The 20402-nt window shown below is 37.1% G+C and carries 19 protein-coding genes; 5 read left to right on the top strand and 14 right to left on the bottom strand.

Features of this window, described 5'->3' with window-relative positions:
• Positions 1 to 84 precede the first annotated feature (84 nt).
• On the top strand, positions 85 to 1503 hold the full coding sequence (locus tag AC27VX_RS08370; RefSeq protein ID WP_488695012.1) for an L-serine ammonia-lyase: 1419 nt from the start codon (positions 85 to 87) through the stop codon (positions 1501 to 1503).
• A gap of 191 nt (positions 1504 to 1694) precedes the next feature.
• On the opposite strand, the gene AC27VX_RS08365 is transcribed toward AC27VX_RS08370, so the two are convergent.
• From AC27VX_RS08365 to AC27VX_RS08340, 6 genes are all read right to left on the bottom strand, one after another.
• Positions 1695 to 3104 (bottom strand): serine hydrolase domain-containing protein, encoded by a 1410-nt coding sequence (locus AC27VX_RS08365; protein WP_236858017.1) that lies wholly within the window; start codon positions 3102 to 3104, stop codon positions 1695 to 1697.
• A gap of 7 nt (positions 3105 to 3111) precedes the next feature.
• Complete coding sequence (locus tag AC27VX_RS08360; RefSeq protein ID WP_488695010.1) at positions 3112 to 3693, bottom strand: YIP1 family protein; 582 nt, start codon at positions 3691 to 3693, stop codon at positions 3112 to 3114.
• A 10-nt stretch (positions 3694 to 3703) separates the two neighbouring features.
• A complete protein-coding gene (locus tag AC27VX_RS08355) occupies positions 3704 to 3976 on the bottom strand; it encodes a DUF2089 family protein (RefSeq protein WP_488695008.1) in 273 nt (90 codons plus the stop codon).
• 378 nt (positions 3977 to 4354) lie between these two features.
• A complete protein-coding gene (locus AC27VX_RS08350; protein WP_236858020.1) occupies positions 4355 to 5197 on the bottom strand; it encodes a prephenate dehydrogenase in 843 nt (280 codons plus the stop codon).
• A 203-nt stretch (positions 5198 to 5400) separates the two neighbouring features.
• Positions 5401 to 5652 (bottom strand): hypothetical protein, encoded by a 252-nt coding sequence (locus AC27VX_RS08345; protein ID WP_300685100.1) that lies wholly within the window; start codon positions 5650 to 5652, stop codon positions 5401 to 5403.
• Positions 5653 to 5852: 200 nt separating this feature from the next.
• Complete coding sequence (locus AC27VX_RS08340; protein WP_236858022.1) at positions 5853 to 6398, bottom strand: suppressor of fused domain protein; 546 nt, start codon at positions 6396 to 6398, stop codon at positions 5853 to 5855.
• A gap of 1374 nt (positions 6399 to 7772) precedes the next feature.
• Here AC27VX_RS08340 and AC27VX_RS08335 point away from each other — a divergent pair.
• Complete coding sequence (locus AC27VX_RS08335; protein WP_300685096.1) at positions 7773 to 8552, top strand: hypothetical protein; 780 nt, start codon at positions 7773 to 7775, stop codon at positions 8550 to 8552.
• 382 nt (positions 8553 to 8934) lie between these two features.
• Complete coding sequence (locus tag AC27VX_RS08330) at positions 8935 to 9693, top strand: hypothetical protein (RefSeq protein WP_488695005.1); 759 nt, start codon at positions 8935 to 8937, stop codon at positions 9691 to 9693.
• A 385-nt stretch (positions 9694 to 10078) separates the two neighbouring features.
• On the opposite strand, the gene AC27VX_RS08325 is transcribed toward AC27VX_RS08330, so the two are convergent.
• The 8 genes from AC27VX_RS08325 to tsaE all read right to left on the bottom strand — a co-directional run bounded on the left by AC27VX_RS08325 (position 10079) and on the right by tsaE (position 17333).
• Complete coding sequence (locus tag AC27VX_RS08325; RefSeq protein ID WP_236858025.1) at positions 10079 to 10615, bottom strand: hypothetical protein; 537 nt, start codon at positions 10613 to 10615, stop codon at positions 10079 to 10081.
• Between the two features lie 329 nt (positions 10616 to 10944).
• The gene (locus AC27VX_RS08320) at positions 10945 to 13224 is read right to left on the bottom strand and encodes a cation:proton antiporter (protein ID WP_300685090.1); all 2280 of its coding nucleotides are present in this window, start codon (positions 13222 to 13224) and stop codon (positions 10945 to 10947) included.
• Positions 13225 to 13320: 96 nt separating this feature from the next.
• Positions 13321 to 13710 (bottom strand): hypothetical protein, encoded by a 390-nt coding sequence (locus AC27VX_RS08315; protein ID WP_300685088.1) that lies wholly within the window; start codon positions 13708 to 13710, stop codon positions 13321 to 13323.
• Positions 13711 to 13818: 108 nt separating this feature from the next.
• A complete protein-coding gene (locus AC27VX_RS08310; protein ID WP_488695002.1) occupies positions 13819 to 14529 on the bottom strand; it encodes a LytR/AlgR family response regulator transcription factor in 711 nt (236 codons plus the stop codon).
• Complete coding sequence (locus AC27VX_RS08305; RefSeq protein ID WP_236858029.1) at positions 14504 to 15277, bottom strand: histidine kinase; 774 nt, start codon at positions 15275 to 15277, stop codon at positions 14504 to 14506. Before AC27VX_RS08305 ends, AC27VX_RS08310 begins: the two co-directional genes overlap by 26 nt.
• A gap of 20 nt (positions 15278 to 15297) precedes the next feature.
• On the bottom strand, positions 15298 to 15669 hold the full coding sequence (locus AC27VX_RS08300; RefSeq protein WP_236858030.1) for a hypothetical protein: 372 nt from the start codon (positions 15667 to 15669) through the stop codon (positions 15298 to 15300).
• Positions 15669 to 16859 (bottom strand): alanine dehydrogenase, encoded by a 1191-nt coding sequence (locus tag AC27VX_RS08295; protein ID WP_488694999.1) that lies wholly within the window; start codon positions 16857 to 16859, stop codon positions 15669 to 15671. The genes AC27VX_RS08300 and AC27VX_RS08295 overlap by 1 nt, the downstream gene beginning before the upstream one ends.
• Positions 16860 to 16925: 66 nt before the next feature.
• Complete coding sequence (gene tsaE / locus AC27VX_RS08290; protein WP_488694997.1) at positions 16926 to 17333, bottom strand: tRNA (adenosine(37)-N6)-threonylcarbamoyltransferase complex ATPase subunit type 1 TsaE; 408 nt, start codon at positions 17331 to 17333, stop codon at positions 16926 to 16928.
• 222 nt (positions 17334 to 17555) lie between these two features.
• Here tsaE and dnaG point away from each other — a divergent pair, with 222 nt between their 5' ends.
• Positions 17556 to 19541, top strand: a complete 1986-nt coding sequence (gene dnaG, locus AC27VX_RS08285; protein ID WP_488694995.1) for a DNA primase — start codon at positions 17556 to 17558, stop codon at positions 19539 to 19541.
• Positions 19542 to 19652: 111 nt separating this feature from the next.
• Positions 19653 to 20339 (top strand): ATP-dependent Clp endopeptidase proteolytic subunit ClpP, encoded by a 687-nt coding sequence (gene clpP / locus AC27VX_RS08280; RefSeq protein WP_034726592.1) that lies wholly within the window; start codon positions 19653 to 19655, stop codon positions 20337 to 20339.
• Positions 20340 to 20402 lie beyond the last annotated feature (63 nt).

Below are 20402 nucleotides of genomic sequence, written 5' to 3'. Positions count from 1 at the left end.
ATTATCACCAAAGCACAGTTAAATCCTGATTTTTATTAAGATTTATCATGTATCTTTGCTTTTGAGGAAAATGAAGAATCATTTATGGAATCTATATCGGTTTTTGAGATTATTAAAGTAGGAATAGGCCCGTCCAGTTCACACACGATGGGGCCCTGGAATGCAGCGTCTGCATTTATCAGAATTATAAAAAGAGAAAGGTCAATTGAAGAGGTGAAGGAGGTTTTCCTTGAATTTTTTGGCTCTCTAGCCAAAACCGGTATCGGACACGGAACGGATATCGCAGGAATGCTTGGGCTAAATGGAGAGGACTTTAAGACCATCGATACTTCCAAAATTGACGAAAAAATAGAAAAGATAAAAAAAGAGCAGATTATTAACCTGGGTGGAGAGAAGGAAATTCCCTTTATCTATGGATATCATTTGGTCCTGAATATGCAAAAATCACTCGATTTTCATCCAAACGGAATGATCTTTAGAGCGGTTTTTGAAGATGGAACAGAGCTTGTTCAGGATTTTTATTCTGTAGGAGGAGGTTTTATCGCGAGCCAGGAAAAAAACTCTATTCAAAAGGAGTGTGTACGTACCCTATATCCTTGTCATAAATCTTCGGATATTGTAAAATATTGTGAAAAACTGGGATTCAGCAGAATTTCAGATCTTATCTTAATCAATGAAGAAAGCTGGAGATCTCAGGAAGAAACAAGAAAGGAAGCTTTATATATCTGGAGCCAGATCAAAGAATGTGTCTATAAAGGCGTAAATAAAGAAGGTATCCTTCCCGGTGGACTAAATGTTACCAGAAGAGCTGCGGGAATTAACAGAAAACTTCTTGGTGATAAGATCTACAAAAATAAAGACGAATGGTTCAAACTTGTAATAGATGCTGAGGAGAACTTTACCAATATTAATAAATGGATCGCGTGTTTTGCATTAGCTGTGAATGAAGAAAATGCAAGCTTTGGTAGAATTATTACAGCTCCTACTAACGGGGCGAGCGGAGTAATTCCGGCTGTTTTGATGTACGCACAGGCATTTACGTCATTCAAAAGTGAAGATGATATTGTAAGATTTCTGCTTGTGGCAGGGGAAATTGGAACGTTATTTAAGAAAAATGCAACCATCTCTGCAGCTATGGGAGGATGTCAGGCAGAAATAGGAGTGTCTTCAGCAATGGCTGCAGCGGGTCTTACTGAAATTTTAGGAGGAAGTGTAGGGCAAGTGCTTATGGCAGCAGAAATCGCAATGGAGCATCATCTTGGACTAACCTGTGATCCTATTAAAGGTCTTGTACAAATCCCATGTATTGAAAGAAATACAATGGGAGCTATAAAAGCCATTACGGCAGCCAATATTGCCTTGGAAAGTGATCCTGCTAAAGCAAAAGTAACGTTGGATGAAGTTATTCAGACGATGTGGGAAACGGCTCAGGCAATGAGTGATCGTTTTAAAGAAACTTCTGAAGGAGGGCTGGCTATTGCCGTTAACGTTCCTGAGTGCTAGAACCAATCATTTTAAAAATATAAAATCCTTGGATTATTATTAGACTGCCCCCAAAAAGTTAGACACTTTTTAGGGGCAGTCCATATCTAAGGATTTTTTTATAATATTTTACATAGCCTGCTTAGCTAAAACTTAAAATTTATTTTTTGTTGAACAACTGTGTTTTTCCATTCAGTGTAAGCTATATCAGCTTATTTTTTCTGTGCTGGTAAAGTTGTTTTGTCTGCTTCAAATACAGGATATTCATAGTCCCTGTCATATATCAAATTCAGGACAGCCAGGAATAATTGATTGTGTGGAAAATTTTTACCATTCACAGTTATAGCAAAGGATAGTTTATCATTCGGCTGATAAGATACAGTGGAGTGAGTACCGGCTGTATCACCACCATGACCGTAGGATATAATATTATAGAATGGCATTTTAATGATTCCGGTCCCGAATATTTTTTCATTCTCATCTGAAATCATCATTTTCAGAGTATTTTCATCAATGAACTGTCCATTGAATAATGCGTTAATAAAGATATTCATATCTTCCGTAGTAGATGCGATATCTCCCAATCCTATGCAGTTATGAAAATCAAAATCCTTCACTTTAACCCAATTGCCTTTGGAGAATTCATAAGATTTAAAAATATTCTGAACATTATCAAGCACTGAAAAAGTATGTTTCATATTGGCTTTTTTCAAGATGTTTTCCTTTAAAATTACATTGTAAGGCTTGTTGTATAATTTTTCCAGGATTCTGCTTAATAGGAAATAAGCTGAGTTAGAGTATTGCATTTTTTGTCCTGGCTTAAAACTTACGCCATCTTTTATTATAACATCAATAATAGCCTTATCACCGACCGGTTTTCCAAAAAGCCAATTGTTTTCAATAGATTTTCCTACATAATCTCCCAATCCGCTGGTATGATTAAGCATGCTTTTAATAGTAATGTTTTCAGCATCAGGGATTTCGGGATAAAATTTTGAAAGTTTGTCACTCAGGCTGAGTTTATTCTGCTCTACCAGCTGAAGAAGCATAACAGCAGTGATAAGTTTGCTGACAGAGCCTATCTGATATAAGGTGTTTTTGTCATGAGTGACATTTTTTAGCTGCTTCTGGCCAAAGTCTTTACGGTAGACTTCAGAACCATTTCTGAAAATAGATACACTTCCGATGCCCTGATTTTCTTCAGCGATATAATCCAGAAAGCTGTCGATTTTTTTTGTGTTGATTGCTTTTCCATTGAGATAAGGAATATCTGTAGTTTTTTGTACTTCTCTGAATAAATTTAAAGGTAAGCTTTTACCTTTCTGGGTAAGGTTTCCTTCAAAATGATTGTCTTTAAATGTCCCTTTATAAGAAGCATTTATCTTTTGGATTTCGAAACTAAGTTCATTATTAATGAAAGCAGTTTTTTCTGAATAGAGGTATTCCTTGCTCTGCTTTGGACTGCTCAGAGACGAAGTGTAGCCTTCTTTTTCTTTTTTAATCTTGAGGATTACAGGAAGTTTCATACTTTGGATGTCCAGTTCTCCGTTCCAGATGCCTTCAATTTGGGCATGACAAAGGTGTGCCAGAAAGACCAGCACGAATAATAATTTGATTTTCATGGTATTGTTAAATAAAGTTAGTCGTTATGATCTGGCAGATTATAGTACTGATCAGTGATACCACTGCAAACAGAACGATATGCTGCCATTTTTTGATATTGGTGGCTGTTTTAAAGCCGTTATAAAAAATTACAATGCTATAAGTTAAAACCAGAATACTGAATATGCCCATCATCATCATCATCGACATATCTATTAGTGGAATAGAATCAGTAGGATTTTTCGAGTAGGCGGCCATGTTTTTTTTAGCAGAATCTATAAAGGGAATCTTATAAGCAGGTTGTAAAATAACCAGGACAAGCTGTGAAATTAAGACGGTATTGATAATATCTATAAGCCTTGTTTTACTATTTAAGATTTTACCCAGTATAAAAAGAATAATAATGGAAGACGAAAAACTGGCTAAGGTAGAAATAGCTATGGCTTGAAAAGAAATTTCTTTTAAATTACTTATTCTGTATATGCTTGAGAAAGTAGTACCTGTCCAATATCCTGCTATAATAGAAATAATTACAGTGAGAATACCTATCAACAGGAGTAGTTTTTCATCAAATTTTTCAAATGGATTAAAAATGGTTTTCCAGTTCATTAGAATGAGTTTACAGGTTAGTTTTTAGTTGATTAATCTTTGTAATAAGGTCATCCATTTTATTCCTCATAGTCGGGTAAGAAAGGTTAGCCTGTTTGGCCATTTCTTTAATGCTTCCGCTGGATAAGAAAAAGTTGAGAATAAAATCCTGTTCTTCACGGTTTAGTTTCAGGAGAACAGGAAGTTCATAATCACCACTGACTTCCGTTTTACAGCTCGGACATTTCATTTGGCTTACGTTCAGGGTATGATCACAACTTGGACAGATTATGGGTAGCTTCATGGATTATTTTTTTACGAAAGTAATACTTTTTTTAATAAAGTTAAAATGTTTTTTAATTTTATTAAAATTAATTGTAAAAAAGACCAGAAGAAAGAAAAATTTCGAGATGAAATAGACTTCCAGTAAGATGAATAAATATGTAGAAGTAGTAGTGTTATAAATCTAAGAATATCTTTTCTGAATAGATAAGTTTAAATTCCTTCGGAATAACAAAATCTGCATACAGTAAGTACCACTCTTGTTATTCTGAAGGGATTATAGTATTTTGTAGTATTGATTTGAAAATCAAATGTTTTATGTACTTTAAAAACTAAATTTTAAAAATTGAAATAAGGCAGATGAAAATGAAATAAATCTTCAGTTTCTCCGCGGGATGTTTTATCTTAAAATTCCTCTGATTCTGTTGGCATTAGTGATCAACTCTTCAAGATATTCATAGTTTTCTTTTTCCAGAGCAGATTTGAATTTTCTGAGCTGGGTGATATGCTCATTCAGTACATCCAGTACATTTTCCTTATTCTGTTTAAAGATTGGAACCCACATCTCAGGGTGAGATTTGGCCAAACGTACGGTACTTGAAAAACCAGAGCTGGCAAGCTGAAAAATAGTTTCTTCTTCGCGTTCCTTTTCCAGTACGGTATTGGCAAGGGCATAAGAGGTTATATGGGAAATGTGGGAAATATAAGCGGTATGGATGTCATGGTCTTCTGCATTCATGTAGATCATGTGCATATCTAAAGCTTCAACTATTTTTTCAACCGTTTGTAATGCATCTTCTGCAGATTCTTCTTTATTGCAGATCACTCCGGCCTTTCCCGAGAAACTTTCAGCAATAGCTGATTTTGGACCGCTGTTTTCTGTACCCCACATCGGGTGAAAGGCTACAAATCTTGATCGCTTAGGATGGTCTTTTACGGCTTTTACGATACCTGCTTTTGTAGAACCTGCATCCATCACCGTCTGGTGGTCTGATATAAGATCCAAAACTCCCGGCAGTATTTTTCGGGCAGCATCCACGGGAATGGCAATAATAATGAGATCAGAATCTTTCACACCTTGCTCAAGGTCAGCTCCGGCATCAATTATTTTCAATTCCAGGGCTTCATCAATATGCTGTTTATCATTATCAATTCCATAGATGAAGTCCGCAATGCCTTTTTCTCTCAGCTTCAAAGCCATTGAACCTCCGATTAATCCTATTCCGATAATACCTATTTTCATCTTTTAAACTTTTTGTAAATAAAAAAACCTCGTCAAGGACGAGGTTGTAAGTTATGTTCATAAGAATCCCTATCCCAGTTCTGAGTTAAAAATTCTATAATAATATGTTCCGTTGTTGAAATTCACGAAGCGAAGGTATAAAATTTTTTTTAAACTTTAAAAATTTCTTATCTAAATTATATATGGATAGCATCTATAAAGGCCTAATCAGCACTGTGGGTAATGGTTCTTTTCACATCACTGCCTTTTTGTTCCAGCTCTAAAGTGGTAACGTCGCCTGCAAACTGGAAATCAATTTCAATTTTGTTGGAAGATACTTTATAACTGATCAGATCCAAACCATCCTGATTGATTTCTTTGTTTATACTTTGCTTTGGCAGCTCTGCCATCAGAAGTTCTGCTGATTCTACTTCTTTTTCCTTAATGGTTTTCTGATATCCGTTATCACCAAACACTACTTCTAAATTAGCTATACTAAGAAAAGATATAGGATTATTTACCTTCCTATATCAGTCTTGATTGCATTTCGGAAGAGAGCATGATGCTCGTATCAACACAAGGAGGGCTATCCATTCAGTTTCTCCTGCTCAATTTTCTTCAAAGTCACAGTAAATCCGGAATAACTTTCTCATGGTTTTTTGTAAAAATGACCAATTTAAAATGACCAGATATAGGGCTCTCGCTTTAAATCCCAAAGATCATCCACTGTCTTTTCTTCCATAAATTCTTCAAAGAGATCCCATCCTTTCTCCCTTATCAAATCAGCTTCTTCCCTGTAAATTGGAACTATGAGTAGAAAAATTACAGATTTGTCTTCTAATTCTAATTGCTGTAAATCGTCGTAAAAATAAAATGGGAAAGTGAAATACAAAGAATCCATTTGGGTTTCAGAAGTCATCGTAAAATCAAAGGATATCACATCTCCCTTTTGGACTCCCTTTTTATTGTCAATTAGATATTCTGAAAAAGCTGTTAAAAACGATGCAATTTCATTCTCGTTATATTGTGAGAGGCAAACCAAGACAAATTCTATGCTATAATCTGTGAAATACCTGTTCAATCCTAATGTTGTATAAGTTCGTGTCCCTCCAAATGGAATGTTATCGTAAAAGGATATAGTATGATTATATCTTTTATTTTTTATATCTGCTCTTCTGGATATTTTACCGATATACTTTTCTAAATGTTCTGTTATTTTCATTATTTACTGTTTTTATAGATATAGAATGTTATAATTTCAACTGTATAATTCACTTCTGTGGCAGGAAAGTACAATGTGAATGAACAAATCGCCGAAGCCTACCGGTTTACCATATCCGGGAAAGAAATGATACATTTACTATTGTACAATAATTCTGTACGGATGTCTATATTGCATGGCGTAAATACAATATGCATACACTAATTTTTCTTCATGCTGATAGAGCTTTTATGTAAATAATTTAGGATTTATTTATACTTTATAACCGTAATTGAAAAACATTCTTTTCATATGATTTAATTACGAAATTATTTCAGTAAAAAGCAGTTGAAGAAATCGTTTTATTCATTTTTATTGAGATTTGTATTTAAATATATTGTATTGGATATCAGGGGTAAGTGATGGGGGGATTCTTCATCTGTTATTATGAAAATAGCATTACGGGACTTTCTTTGCAGGAAAGAGGCGGCCTGCAGATTACAGGTTGTTGCTTCCTGCATACAATATGCATACAATATGCATACAATATATATGCATATGTACACATTACGGGACTGCTTATTGGAGTTCTGCTGAAAACCAATGCGCCCTGTATTTTTCATGATTTCGTTCGGGTACTTTAAAAGTGGCTGTCCGGACTTTATTTTATAATAACAGTTGGAGGAAAATTGGTCCATGAAGAGTGATGGGTATATAAATGTTTTGCTGGAAATAGAAAGCAGCAGAGTGGAAGACCCCGTAATTTTTTATTATTTTTCAATCTTATATCATGCTTTAAACTGTTAATATTCCCGAATAATAACAGATATTATCTTATAAAGATTAAGATTTTATTTACCGTTATATAAAAGCAATTTACTAGTATCAGAGGCAGGTGATCCACTTTTTTAGGCTGTTAATATTCCCGAATATTGACAGATACTTTCTTGCGGGTAAAAAAACATCACTATAATTTTGTGCTACTAAAGTGATGAGAAAGTCTTAGTTTAAATTTTCATTTTTCAATTCTTTGACGGGGTCACAGGAAACTATTTGCTGCCGTCAAAGAATTTTATCTGATGATTCCGGAAGGGGTTTTCAGACTGTGTAAATCACAGAAGAAACAAAAGACTGAGTCGTCTAAACTAACTAAAGGTAAGCTTCAATATATAAATAGAGAATGAGAGCCAAATAAGGAGCACTCTGCAGCGCTTATAGGAATCAGTAGATTTACCTGGTGTTTATTTGTATAATTTATTTAAAGGTATACTGAATTAATAAAAAGGCTGTTATTATTCGCGAATAGTGACAGCCTTTTTATTGCCGTATCCTTTGCTATAGGTTATTTTTGGATGCTTTTTTATGATGAAAAATAATTTGAAAAAATACTTTATGATGAAAAAAAAGATAATGATTGCAGGGTTTTTATGGGCTTCTGCATTAATGTTCTCTCAGGTTGGAATCAATACAAATACTCCGTCTGCCACCCTTGATGTAAGGGTCAATGCTGGCCTGACCTCCCAACCGGAGGGGGTTATGGCTCCAAGGCTTTCAGGAGCCGAGCTTAAGGCAAAAGATGCGGCGTATGGACCTGATCAGGAAGGTGCCATCATTTATGTTAAAGAAGGCCTTGCTGCAGCGGATACCAGTGTAAAGACCCGTGCGGTTATTGATCCCGGATATTTTTATTTTAACGGAACCGCATGGGTGAGGTTTGAAAACGTAGTGCAGGAGCCGGAAATGGTAATGGCTTTTAGTTCCAAGGGAAATCCGGATCTGGGGACTGTAATTCCTCCATTCCCCGAAAATAAGATTAACTTCCCCGTTGTGAATATTGCAGCCGATTCTTCTATCGGATCATGGAACAGTACAACCAATGAATACACGGTATATAAAAAGGGGGTTTTCCTTATTTCAGGAAACTTAAGAATGGAAAATATTACGGATTTTGGAGCATGCGCTATCATCATACATGGAGGAAGTCAGTTGTCAACTACTAGTACTCCTGCTGGGGGAAGTACCTCTTCCCCTGCTGGAATACAAGTAAGTAACATGGCCTCCATGATTCTTAATCCCGGTGACATTATATGGATAGGTGCGCGCCGTAATGCTGGAACTTCAGGATTTACAGTAGGGGCCAGAACAATTAATATTATCTTTTCTGAGATTCATTAGTTCTGATACCTGCCATGGCCGGAATATCGTTAATTCTAAAAATAATACTGACCCTATAGGGAGCTTCCGGAATATTTTGGAAAGTTATATTTTGCAGGTACAGGAGCATATCAGAACCATCCGGATTGTGTGGTCAGACTCCACCGATTCAAAAAAATGTTGGGTCACTTTTCACGGATAGTGGCAGCCTTTTTACTAAGGCGCTATGTGTTTTTGTTATATTTATAATGCGCTTATTTTTAAGTATTTATCAATAGTGAATAGCTGTCATTATTCCGAATAATGACAGCCATTTTCCTGATAGGGCTTTTTCATTATCTTACTTTTACAGCAGATTTTTATACAAACAATTATCGTTCTAATTTTATTAAATACTTATATTATGAAAAAAATAATGATAACCGGGCTTATGTGCATATATGCATTTGTATGTTCCCAAATTGGTATCAATACAACCACTCCCTATGCTACGTTGGATGTGGCCTCTACTCCGGGTGCTGCTACCAAGCCGGATGGTTTTCTGGCACCCAGAATTACCGGGAGTGCCCTTAAGGCAAAAGATGGTCTTTACGGGGCAAACCAAACGGGGGCTATCGTGTATGTGACGGAAGGGCTGGCGGTAACCGAAACAAGTGACAAGACCGTTGCCGTGGTTAACCGGGGATATTTTTATTTTAACGGATCAGTATGGGTGAAATTTATTGATGTGGTGAGGGCGCCTGCGGTAGTCACCGCCTTTAATGCAAGCGGAAATCCGGACGCTACTATATTTCCGGCAACACCTGAGACCACGCTTAGTTTTCCTGTTGTCAACATTAATGCAGACAGCAGCATTGGAACTTGGGATAGCGCTCACAGCCGGTTTACGGTGTCTAAAAGAGGGGTTTTCCTGATGTCAGCAGCATTAACGATGGAAAACATGACTGATTTTGCAGGGTCTGGTCTCTCTATACATGGAGGGAGCCAGGTGGCTTCGGCCGGTTCTCCTGGCCAGACCTCCCAAAACCTGAGTGTTACAGGGACTATGATTCTTGACCCGGGAGAGGTCATCTGGGTGGGAGCTTACCGTAATCCTGCTGCTTTAGGTGGTTTCACTGCCGGGGTGAGAAGTTTCAATATTATTTTTTCCGCGATCCAGTAAATCGGATCATTACAGATTATTGGTTTTCATATGGCCGCGGGGCTTCTTCAAAAAAAGAGTGACCGCGGTATTGCTGACCATTATTTTCCTATCAGTTTTTTTTTAATGGAGAAGCCTGCCCGTGTACCGGGTGGGCTGATCTGTTGAAGGCCATTCGTATGGCAAACATTACAAAAGATTATTTTTCTAAACAGAAACTTTTTCACTGCGTGGTGTATTTTTAGGGGACAGGCCTTATAGCCAACTTGTCAGGTCCTGCAATTTTCTGCCTCTTAGACGGCTAGGATCTACTTAAAGTTTATAATGTAAAATCCCTTCGTGGCTAAAATAAAAAATAAAGTAAAAAGTTTCCGGATATACATGCTATGATGCGGGATTTGCATGATTATTTTGATTGCCGGATCATGCTAAGCCGTTCCTCCACTTCTTTTATCTTTGCGATCCAGTAATTGATCCCTTCCTGATTGGAGACTGTCTCTTTAAAGGCATTACGGCTGACAGTCCATAGATGGGAGCCGTTTTTTTGATAGTCCAGTTCGCGCTCCCTTTTATTTTCAGGTTCAATGCGGTATCTCCAGAATACAAGTGAATGCATATAGTCTGAACGGATCTTTTCGAGATAGGAGATGATGGCTTTATGGTCTTGTGGAATATAACCGGGACCGGAACAGCCACATGAATGGAAGGTGATCCCTACAGTATACAGATTTCTGATATGTGCCCATTGTTTGTGATCATTTTTTGCCGGAGATTCAAAATCCAGGCCCATATTGGCCATCAGATTTCCACATTCAGGACATTTGGCTTCCACTGAAGTAACGGCATCTTTGTTCGCATCTTTTAATATACGGCGTTTAAATGTTTTCTGGCAGTTAAAGCAGGCATAATGACCTTTGTAAACCATCATGGCATATCGGCACATAGTACGATCTTATTCTTTGGTTATTTTATATTTTATTTATCCCCCTTCATCAAACGTATTACCATCGGGCGGCTGTTACTTCACAGGTCATGTACTGACCATTTATTTCCCCATGGAAATTTAAAAAAGCAGCCTGGATATGGTTTTATCTTTTTTTGGATGGAGAATTTTCAGGGATAGGGATCAGAGCCTTTATCTCTTTTTATTCCGCCGTTGTCACTGTTAATCAGTACGTCTCAAAAAAAGAAGCTGTAAATATACTCGTTTTTCTTTACAGGCAACGAATAATATTTAACAGCTTCTTCTGGAAATAGAAATATCGGTGTGTGTTATGGATTTGAAATAATTAAAGTGGAAGGTATGTCAGACAGCCAGAGACTCTTCGTATCAATCAGGCTTTTCCAGCTTTTACTGCTGATAAGCATCAGATCTTGTGAGTTCAGGAATTCTTTTTCAATCTTTTTTTCATTGTACAATGTAATATGATTGGGAGCTACCTGCTCAATACTTCTTATCAGCTCTTTCACTTCAATATTGTTTCGGATCTGTCCCGCAGCATCCAGAATAATGATCTGTGAATTGTTGTTATTAATAAGCCTTTTGGCATATTCAAGCAGATAAAAATCACTCAGGTTAAAGATTGGGACAAATACTTTATCTGCCGCTTTGAAATCTTTCTCCACCAATACGCCTACAGGAATATTGGCTTTATCTAAAATCTGAAGCGTGAAATCGTCAAAAGGTGAGTTGTTGAAGATATTCCCTTTGCCTTTTACGGTGTTCAGAAGCTTTTCAGGATTAATGATCTTAGTGGTAAAACCTAATAATCTTCCTAACAAACTTCCTTCGTACATTGATTTTCCAAGCATGATCAGAAGAAGGTCATAATGTCCTTTATTGGTAATGCTGGTGAGGTCATTTTCTATATCGGTTGAAGCTTTAAACAGGGTAGTGACTTCCAGATTCAGTTCGTGAGACGTTTCGATCACATTCTGAAACTGTGAGTCTTCATATTCATTACTGTCATAAGCGTGCATTTCATCTACCGGAGCAATATTCATGGCGGTAATACTTTTATTGCCATTCATTTTGTTAGTAAAGTCATGTGCCAGTTTTAGCAGTGTGCTGCCGGATTCAGGTTTATCAAAGGACAAAAGAACACGGTATTTGGAGTCATTGTCATGAACAGGTTCAGGATGTTCTTTTTTAGATTTAAAAATAAAATTAATAAAGTCTAAAGCAGGACCTGTCATGAACGTGGTAAATAAAGCCATAATGACAAGCATTGCAAATATTTCAGGGCTTAGTACTCCAAGATCATATCCTATATTCAGTACAATAAGTTCCATTAAGCCTCTGGTATTCATCAATGCTCCAATTGTTAAACTCTCTTTCCAGTTGATGCCGACAAATTTGGCGGTCAATGCACTTCCTGCAAACTTTCCAATAACTGCAGTCAGAATAATGAACCCTGCAGTCATCCACAGGTGGCTGTCATTTAAAAGGCCGATCTGTGTACGAAGACCTGTAAATACAAAGAATAATGGAAGAAGTAATACCAATGCCACATCTTCAACTTTATCAATGAAAAGCGTTCTGAATTTTGCATTTTCCGGCATAATAGCACCAGCCATGAACGCTCCAAACAAAGCATGAATTCCGATAACCTCAGTAGCGTAAGCAGAAAGAATAAGGGTAAGGAAGAAAATAGCAACCATTGGCTTGCTGATTGTATTTTTGCCAGCCTGAAGATCGCCAATCCTTTTCAGGAAAGGTCTTACTATTTTAATCATTAAAAAGACATAGGCAATCGCCATCAGAATAACATAAATAGAGCTTGTAAAAGAACCTGCTTTTACAATGGCAATAACGGCTGCCAGAATACACCATGCCGTAATATCATCAGCTGCGGCACACGTAATAACAATGGTTCCTAATTTGGTTTTCTGAAGGTTCCTCTCCTGTACAATCCTTGCTAATACCGGAAAGGCTGTGATGCTCATTGAGATTGCGATAAACAGGGCAAAGGACGTAAACTGAATACCATCAGGAGCAAACTCACGATAAATAAAATAAGAAAGCCCAATTCCCAAGGCAAAAGGGATAATAATACTGGCGTGGCTGATCACAACAGCATCATGTGCCTTTTTTCTTAACACACTAAGATCCAGCTCCATTCCCACAATATACATGAAGAGGATAAGACCTATCTGACTCAGAAACTGTAGGTTGCCTAAAGATTCTTTCGGGAATAAGAAAGCGGAAAATTCTGGGAAATACATCCCTACAAGTGAAGGCCCCAATACAATCCCGGCAATCATTTCTCCGATTACGGTAGGCTGTTTGATTTTCATACAGATCCATCCGAAAAGCCTGGCGGTCATAATGATGGTAACAATCTGTGCCAGTAATAATGCCAGAGGATGGTGAAGATTCGTTTTAAAAGACTCCTGGAAGTTTTCCCAGGTAGAGCCGCTGCTTGTTTTAGCAACTATATTTTCTTTGATTTCCAGCGTCTGTCCTTCTATGATAAAGTAGTACATCAGACAGGAAAAGGCTGCTATAGTAATGATATAGAAAATTAAATTTCTGTATTTTCCCCAATTCATGATTCCAATATTTTTTGCAAAGTTGATAAGAATATAGTTATGTTAAATGTCCTTTTTATTAAAATGTAATGAAGGTTTCAAAAAATGTAATAAAATCTATTTGAAAGAATATCCGATTCCGGCTCCTATTTTCCAGCTGCCGTCCTGTGTAGCGGTCTTGGTATTGTAATAAACAGGAATCTGAACAACCATTTTTTTATAAACCATTGTAAGTCCTGCACCCAGATTAGGGGTTATGGCACTGTTTTTCGCCCCGGGAGATTGATCTTCCTTTATTCTCAAAGAAGGAAGCATTCCGATAATGAATTTGAATCCTTTGTAGGAAGCATTTACGTTTGGACCGGTAAAGTTGATGAAAGCACCGTGATCTACATATCCGGCAACTGCAATTCCCTCAAAGAATGAAGCCTTAATTTTTGAAGGGGTTTCCTGAGAAAAACACAGTCCGGATATGATAATCCCCACAGCATAAATAACCTTTTTCATTATTAATCATTTAATATCGAACAAAAGTACGTTTGCAGGAGGTCTCAAAAACAGAGAGTGTAATGAAGCAGAGTCTTTCTGTAATGAAACAGGAAATGTTTGAAAAGTCTATTTTCCGAATAATTCCATCAGTGAGCTTTTATAAGTATCTCCAATCTGAAGTTTCAGAAAATTCTCTCCTTCGGTAAGGATTGTTGTAATGATTTCGTTGGTGGTAAATACCTTGATGGAAGACAGGGCGATAATCTCTTTTTTATTTACCTGTGCGAAGTCTCTGGCAGGCAGCATTTCAAGAAGATTTTTGAAGTTAAGATTTTTCAATACAATGGTTGTACCATCATTGAGGGTAATATCCTTATCACGGCTGTCAATTTCAGACGTTTTGATGTAGACAATCTGTTCGGTGGGGATAATGGTCTTGCCGATGTTGGTATTCCATTCGATAAAGGTTTTTTTCTGAACAGTGCTGATTTGTTCTTTAGCCTTTTCAAAAGCCTGAATCAGTCGTTCTTTTTTGATGGGTTTTCTTACGTAATCTACTACATTAAGATCAAAAGCTTCTGCTGCATATTCTTTGTAAGCGGTCGTGAAGATGATCTTTTTAGAACCGGAAATCAACTCGGCAACCTGAAGGCCTGTCATTCCGGGCATTTCAATGTCCAGGATGCAGAGATTGCAGTCGAGAGTCTCAATTTCTTTCAGGAAAATTTTAGGATCATTGAATGCTTTTACCACTTCTACATCGTCAATTTGCCCGCACAGAAGTTTCAGATAGCTTATTGCAAGCAGTTCATCATCCAGAATAACGCATTTTACCATAGAATTCTCCTAAATTGATTTTTAATTCAGCGGTGAAGATTCCATTTTTGGAACTCCTTTCCAGCTGGTAGTAAGTAGTGTAGATCATTTTAAGCCTTTGATCAAAAGACTGGCTCCCGAAACCACTTTTTTCTTTTTCAAGAATGTTTTTCTGGGAAGCTTTGTTACTGACTTTCATTGTGAAAATACCGTTCTCAAGCTCCATATAGATGGAAATAAAAGAATCCGGGGCAAGAAAATCTGTGTGTTTGAAAGCATTTTCTATCAGATCCACAGAGATCAGAGGAGCAAATACCTTTTCTTCGTATACAGAGTCAGATTTGTTGATCCTGGATTTAATCCTGAAGTCGAAAAGGGGATTTATTTTAATTTTATTAATTTCAATCAGGCTCAAGGCAAAGTGCAGTTCTTCTTTTGGGCTAACAAACTTATTGTTGCTTTCATACAAAATGTAATCCAGAACGTTGGCCAGCTTATCCAGAGACATATAAGTCTGGTAGGCATGAGACTGAACGGAGTTAAGAATGTTTTTAAAGAGGTGCGGATTCAGTTTGGTCCCGATATGTTCCAGACGGACTTCATTCAGTCGCTGCTCAATGATTTTATTGGCTTCTGACAGTTTGGCATTTTTCAGTTTCAGTTTCTGGCTTTGGCTGAACAGATAAATACTTGCTGTCAGGAAAAGGAAAATGGCAAAAACTCCGATGAATATCAGATAATCATGAATCATGTAGTAATTGCCTTCCATATCGTATCAGTTATAGAAAACTATCTAATTTTCTTAAGACTGTTTAAAGTCACGGTTTCTTCACACTTTTCAAAAGTGATCTCGTATGATGGATTTTTTTCAGGATAAGAGATCAGATAGTCCGGGCAAGGCTGTTTTTGTGCATTGCTTCGGTCAAAATCTACTTTTCCTTTGGTAATGATACTGTCTTTTACAAATTTTTCATTGATTTTGTAAGTAGTCATTCCGTTTTTAAAGTCTTCAGAGTATTTGAATTCTTTAGAAAGTGTTTCTGCAATCACACGGCTGTTCGGTAAATAACCGCTGCAGCTTGCTCCTTTCTTGTTTAAAATAAAAAATACAAGCAACAACCCCGGAACGAAGCCTATTGCATAAAATTTCAGTTTTTTCATTAGAAAATTAAAAGATTGATATCGTGGTACGTAAGTCCGAAACGGTCACAGATGATCTTTTTAGTATGTCTTCCCTTGTACATATATAAACTCTGCTTCATTTCGTTTTTGCGGATCAGCATATTTTCAAAACCGCCTTCTTCATCATAATTTAAAATATAGGAAAGGAAGAAATTCGAAATTGCCTTTGTTGTAGTTCTTGGCATTCTGGATGTAAGGTTCGGAAGTCCGCAGTGGATAACACCGTGTTTGATGACATATGGGTCTTCCATAGTTGTCAGTTCTGATGTTTCAATCACCTTACCGTTGTCTATTGTAATATCGATGATGACACTGCCTTTTTTCATTTTCATGACCATATCTTCAGTTACAATAGGAGTCATATTTAATCTTGGTAAAGCTCCTATCACTACATCAGCGCGTCTTAAACTTTTACTGAGTTCTTTGGGGTCTATGATAGAAGTGGGAACCCTGCTGTCAACTATTGTATGAAGTCTTCTCAGTTTAGATAATGAATTATCAAAAACTTTTACACTGGCTCCTAATCCTATGGCTGCTTTTGTAGCAAATTCACCCACAATTCCGGCTCCAAGAACCACTACTTCAGTTGGTCTTACTCCTGTAATACCACCCAGCATTAATCCGTTGGATAAAGCGAGAAGTTCCGATGCATAGAGAATAGAAACTGTTCCTGCAATTTCACCGATTAATCTTACCAATGCCAGCTGTTTGTATTCGTCAACGATAAATTCGAAAGCAATAGCATTTATTTTTTTCTCCGCAAGTTTTAAAAAGTAATTTTTATCCCGAAGGTTGATCTGAAGTGCTGAAACCAGATAGGTATTTGGTTTCATATAATCAATTTCATCTTCGGTAGGAGGATTAATTTTTAAAATAAGATCCTGTCCAAAAGCTTCTTTAGGATCAGTGGTAATCTTTGCTCCAGATTCAGAATACTGTAAATCTGTAAAAAATGAACCTTCTCCGGCTCCTGCCTCCACAATGATCTCATGACCATGTTCTACCAACACCTGTACGGCGTCAGGAGTAATGCAGGTTCTCCTTTCGTTGAGACAGGTTTCTTTAGGAATCCCAATACTGAACTGTTTTCCTTTTTTTATAACCTCCAATTTTTCCTCTTTCGGCATCAATTCTTCTTCTGTGAAAGGAGTAAAAATATTTGTACTCATCCTTAAATTAAATTATGTCTTACAGATTGTTTTTATACTTAATTAATGAGCAAAGATACATAATATTTAATCGAATGAAACTTCTCTGTTTTCACCCGTATTCACAATACTCATTGTGTGGTAGTTGAGCCCGTAAAGCTCTTCTTCGTACACTTCCGGCCACTCTATAATGCACAGAAAGGAATTGTCAAGATACTCTTCAATCCCGATATCATATACTTCTTCAATGTTTTTTAAGCGGTAAAGATCGAAATGATAGATCTTCCCTTTAGGCGTCATATATTCGTTGACAATAGAGTAGGTAGGGGAGTTTACTTCATCCGTACTTCCCAGATTTTTAAGAAGAAACTGCGTGAAAGTAGTTTTCCCGGCACCCAGATTTCCTTTTAAAAGAAGGATGTTATGTTTCAATTCCGGAAGGATGGTAGTGACAACTTCCTGCCAGTCTTCGATTGTATTAATAGTGAACTGCATAAGCTAATTTGTTTGCAAAAATAGTGAAATTTTAAGTTTGAGAATGCAAGAGTAGCAGTGTTGTGAAATAGTTATAAGTACCGAATAAGCAAAGGTATCCTATTATTTTATTACTTATAAAGCCTGATAGGCTTCCTTTTTCAGGTTCTTTTAACTTCCGGCTCTCAAACTCTCTTATTCAAAAGCTTCCGAATTCTACATAAAAATACTTAATTTTACAGCATGATTTCTAAGCAGACGATAGATAAAATATTCTCCACAATCAGGGTAGAAGAGATTGTAGGGGAATATGTGCAGTTGAAAAGAGCGGGGTCTAACTTTAAAGGACTCAGTCCTTTTCATGAAGAAAAATCGCCAAGTTTTGTCGTTTCGCCAAGTAAGCAGATTTGGAAAGACTTCTCTACGGGAAAAGGAGGAACAGCGATCTCTTTCCTGATGGAAATTGAGAATTTTACTTATCCTGAAGCTCTTCGTCATGCTGCTAAAAAGTATGGAATCGAAATAGAAGAGGATTTACGTGAAATTTCTGAGGAAGCAAAGAATGCCCAGACCGAAAAAGATATTTTATATAAGATCCACGAGGTCGCCAACACTTACTTTCAGGAGATACTTTGGGATGAGCAGGATGGCAGAAGTATAGGTCTTTCTTACTTTAAAGAACGAGAGCTTAAGGATGATATCATCAGGAAATTCCAGCTTGGATATTCTCCTGAAAAGAAAAATGCTTTTACAGCGTATGCGCTGGAGAAAGGCTATAACAAAGATATTCTTGAAAAATCAGGACTTTCTATCTTCCCTGAAAATTCACCGGCAGGAATTGACCGGTTTCGTGAAAGGGTTATTTTCCCAATTCATAGTTTTTCGGGTAGAGTTTTAGGTTTTGGAGCCAGAATTCTTAAGAATAATGTAAAAACAGCAAAATATCTCAACTCTCCGGAAACGGAGATTTACCATAAATCCAATGTTCTTTACGGGTTAAACCAAAGTAAACAGGCTATTTCAAGAAAAAATGCCTGTCTTTTGGTAGAAGGGTATATGGATGTGATTTCACTTCATATGTCCGGGATAGAAAATGTGGTAGCAAGCTCCGGAACTTCGCTGACGACTGAGCAGATTAAACTGATCAAGAGGCTTACGGAAAATGTAACCATACTTTTTGACGGAGATAATGCCGGTATTAAAGCCAGTTTCCGAAGTATCGATATGCTTTTGACAGAAGGCATGAATATCCGTGTACTACTGTTCCCTGATGGAGATGACCCGGATTCTTTTGCCAGAAAACATCCGCAGGAATACGTTGAAAAATACATCGAAAATGAAGCGATGGATTTTATCGACTTTAAAGCGGAAATCCTGTTGAGAGATATAGGAAATGATCCTATTAAAAAGGCTGAAGCGATAAGGGATATTGTAAAATCGGTTTCCTTTGTACAGAATGCCCTGAAAAGGGAGGTATATCTTAAGGAGGTTTCGAATAAGTTCGGACTTTCTGAGCAGAGCCTTTTCAACGAACTGGATGTTCAGAAGCAGATTACCCAGAATCAGACGAGCCATGTTCAGCAGCAGCAGAAGGATAAAACGGCTCCCAAGATGGAGATTGTCCCTCTGGATAAAGAGAAAGAAGATCCTTTCCTGTTTGGAGTACTGTTTATGGAGAATAAGCTGGTAGATCATATGCTGATGTTTGGGGATATTGTCCTGAAACGCAGAAATGAACAAAATGAAGAGTACCAGATTACAGTTATTGAAGAAATTCTTCATCATTTTGAAGAAGAACAGTATACGTTTTTAGTCAAAGAAAATGAGATTATTATCAATCAGGTAAGAGAGGGAATTCAGAAAGATGAGCTTAGAAGCGGAAACTTTTTTGTATCTTTTATGGATGAAGAAATCACAACCAAAGTAGTAGATGCACTGATACCGCTGGATGATCTTGAAAACTGGGCTTCCAGAAACATCTATCCTCCCAATTATGGAGATAAGGTGGCGGATCAGATTCAGGGGGATGTTTTACTGCACAAATACCGGTACATTGATTATCTGATTACAGAGACAGCAAAAGAGCTGGATCAGTACAGCAATACCGATGAAGGAAAATATTATGAACTGATCAAGAAGATCACTTTGCTGAAACAGGCTTCAATAAGACTTAGTAATATTATCGAATATTCCCCGATCAAAGGGATCTATGGAGATAGAAATAGATAGTTTATAGACAATATTTTATATTCTGTGACAAAAAGTCCTATAAAATTTTAGGAATAAATATTGTAATTTAAACTTTGAAAATATTTGTTTAAAATAATACATAATAGAAATATGGACATTAAAAAAGATTTCAGAGATTTCTCTGTAAAGCATTTAGGAAACAACGGTTTGGTAACCGATCAGTATATGGGAATGTATGGGCCAACGAATCTTACTCCGTACATTATGGAAGAAAGAAGATTAAACGTTGCTCAGATGGACGTTTTCTCCCGTTTGATGATGGACAGGATTATCTTTCTTGGAACAGGGATTGATGATCAGGTAGCAAACATTGTTACAGCACAGCTTTTATTCTTAGAAAGTGCAGATCCGTCAAAAGATATTCAGATCTACATCAACTCTCCAGGGGGTAGTGTTTATGCAGGTTTAGGTATTTATGACACCATGCAGATCATTAAGCCGGATGTAGCAACGATCTGTACCGGTATGGCTGCTTCTATGGGAGCTGTATTATTGGTGGCAGGTGAAAAAGGAAAGCGTTCTGCGCTGAAGCATTCAAGAGTCATGATTCACCAGCCTTCAGGAGGGGCTCAGGGAGTGGCTTCTGATATGGAAATCAACCTTAGAGAGATGTTGAAATTGAAGCAGGAGCTTTATGAAATTATCGGGCACCACTCAGGACAAACTTATGAGTGGGTTGAAAAATCTTCTGACAGAGATTACTGGATGACATCTGAAGAGGCTAAAGGCTACGGAATGGTAGATGAGGTTTTACAGAGATCTACAGAAAAAAAATAATTGATTTTAAATCAAATGAAAAACGCACCCAACCGGGTGCGTTTTTGTTTTACCATGATACAT

Source organism: Chryseobacterium sp. 14P4.3.2, from assembly GCF_057799275.1.
The sequence above is the reverse complement of the archived record's forward strand: the minus strand, read 5'-3'. Positions and strand labels throughout refer to the sequence as shown.

Excerpts from the sequence above, each read along its gene's own strand:
- AC27VX_RS08370 (WP_488695012.1), top strand. The coding sequence starts at position 85 with ATGGAATCTATATCGGTTTTTGAGATTATTAAAGTAGGAATAGGCCCG.
- AC27VX_RS08365 (WP_236858017.1), bottom strand. The coding sequence starts at position 3,104 with ATGAAAATCAAATTATTATTCGTGCTGGTCTTTCTGGCACACCTTTGT.
- AC27VX_RS08360 (WP_488695010.1), bottom strand. The coding sequence starts at position 3,693 with ATGAACTGGAAAACCATTTTTAATCCATTTGAAAAATTTGATGAAAAA.
- AC27VX_RS08355 (WP_488695008.1), bottom strand. The coding sequence starts at position 3,976 with ATGAAGCTACCCATAATCTGTCCAAGTTGTGATCATACCCTGAACGTA.
- AC27VX_RS08350 (WP_236858020.1), bottom strand. The coding sequence starts at position 5,197 with ATGAAAATAGGTATTATCGGAATAGGATTAATCGGAGGTTCAATGGCT.
- AC27VX_RS08340 (WP_236858022.1), bottom strand. The coding sequence starts at position 6,398 with ATGAAAATAACAGAACATTTAGAAAAGTATATCGGTAAAATATCCAGA.
- AC27VX_RS08335 (WP_300685096.1), top strand. The coding sequence starts at position 7,773 with ATGAAAAAAAAGATAATGATTGCAGGGTTTTTATGGGCTTCTGCATTA.
- AC27VX_RS08330 (WP_488695005.1), top strand. The coding sequence starts at position 8,935 with ATGAAAAAAATAATGATAACCGGGCTTATGTGCATATATGCATTTGTA.
- AC27VX_RS08325 (WP_236858025.1), bottom strand. The coding sequence starts at position 10,615 with ATGTGCCGATATGCCATGATGGTTTACAAAGGTCATTATGCCTGCTTT.
- AC27VX_RS08320 (WP_300685090.1), bottom strand. The coding sequence starts at position 13,224 with ATGAATTGGGGAAAATACAGAAATTTAATTTTCTATATCATTACTATA.
- AC27VX_RS08315 (WP_300685088.1), bottom strand. The coding sequence starts at position 13,710 with ATGAAAAAGGTTATTTATGCTGTGGGGATTATCATATCCGGACTGTGT.
- AC27VX_RS08310 (WP_488695002.1), bottom strand. The coding sequence starts at position 14,529 with ATGGTAAAATGCGTTATTCTGGATGATGAACTGCTTGCAATAAGCTAT.
- AC27VX_RS08305 (WP_236858029.1), bottom strand. The coding sequence starts at position 15,277 with ATGGAAGGCAATTACTACATGATTCATGATTATCTGATATTCATCGGA.
- AC27VX_RS08300 (WP_236858030.1), bottom strand. The coding sequence starts at position 15,669 with ATGAAAAAACTGAAATTTTATGCAATAGGCTTCGTTCCGGGGTTGTTG.
- AC27VX_RS08295 (WP_488694999.1), bottom strand. The coding sequence starts at position 16,859 with ATGAGTACAAATATTTTTACTCCTTTCACAGAAGAAGAATTGATGCCG.
- tsaE (WP_488694997.1), bottom strand. The coding sequence starts at position 17,333 with ATGCAGTTCACTATTAATACAATCGAAGACTGGCAGGAAGTTGTCACT.
- dnaG (WP_488694995.1), top strand. The coding sequence starts at position 17,556 with ATGATTTCTAAGCAGACGATAGATAAAATATTCTCCACAATCAGGGTA.
- clpP (WP_034726592.1), top strand. The coding sequence starts at position 19,653 with ATGGACATTAAAAAAGATTTCAGAGATTTCTCTGTAAAGCATTTAGGA.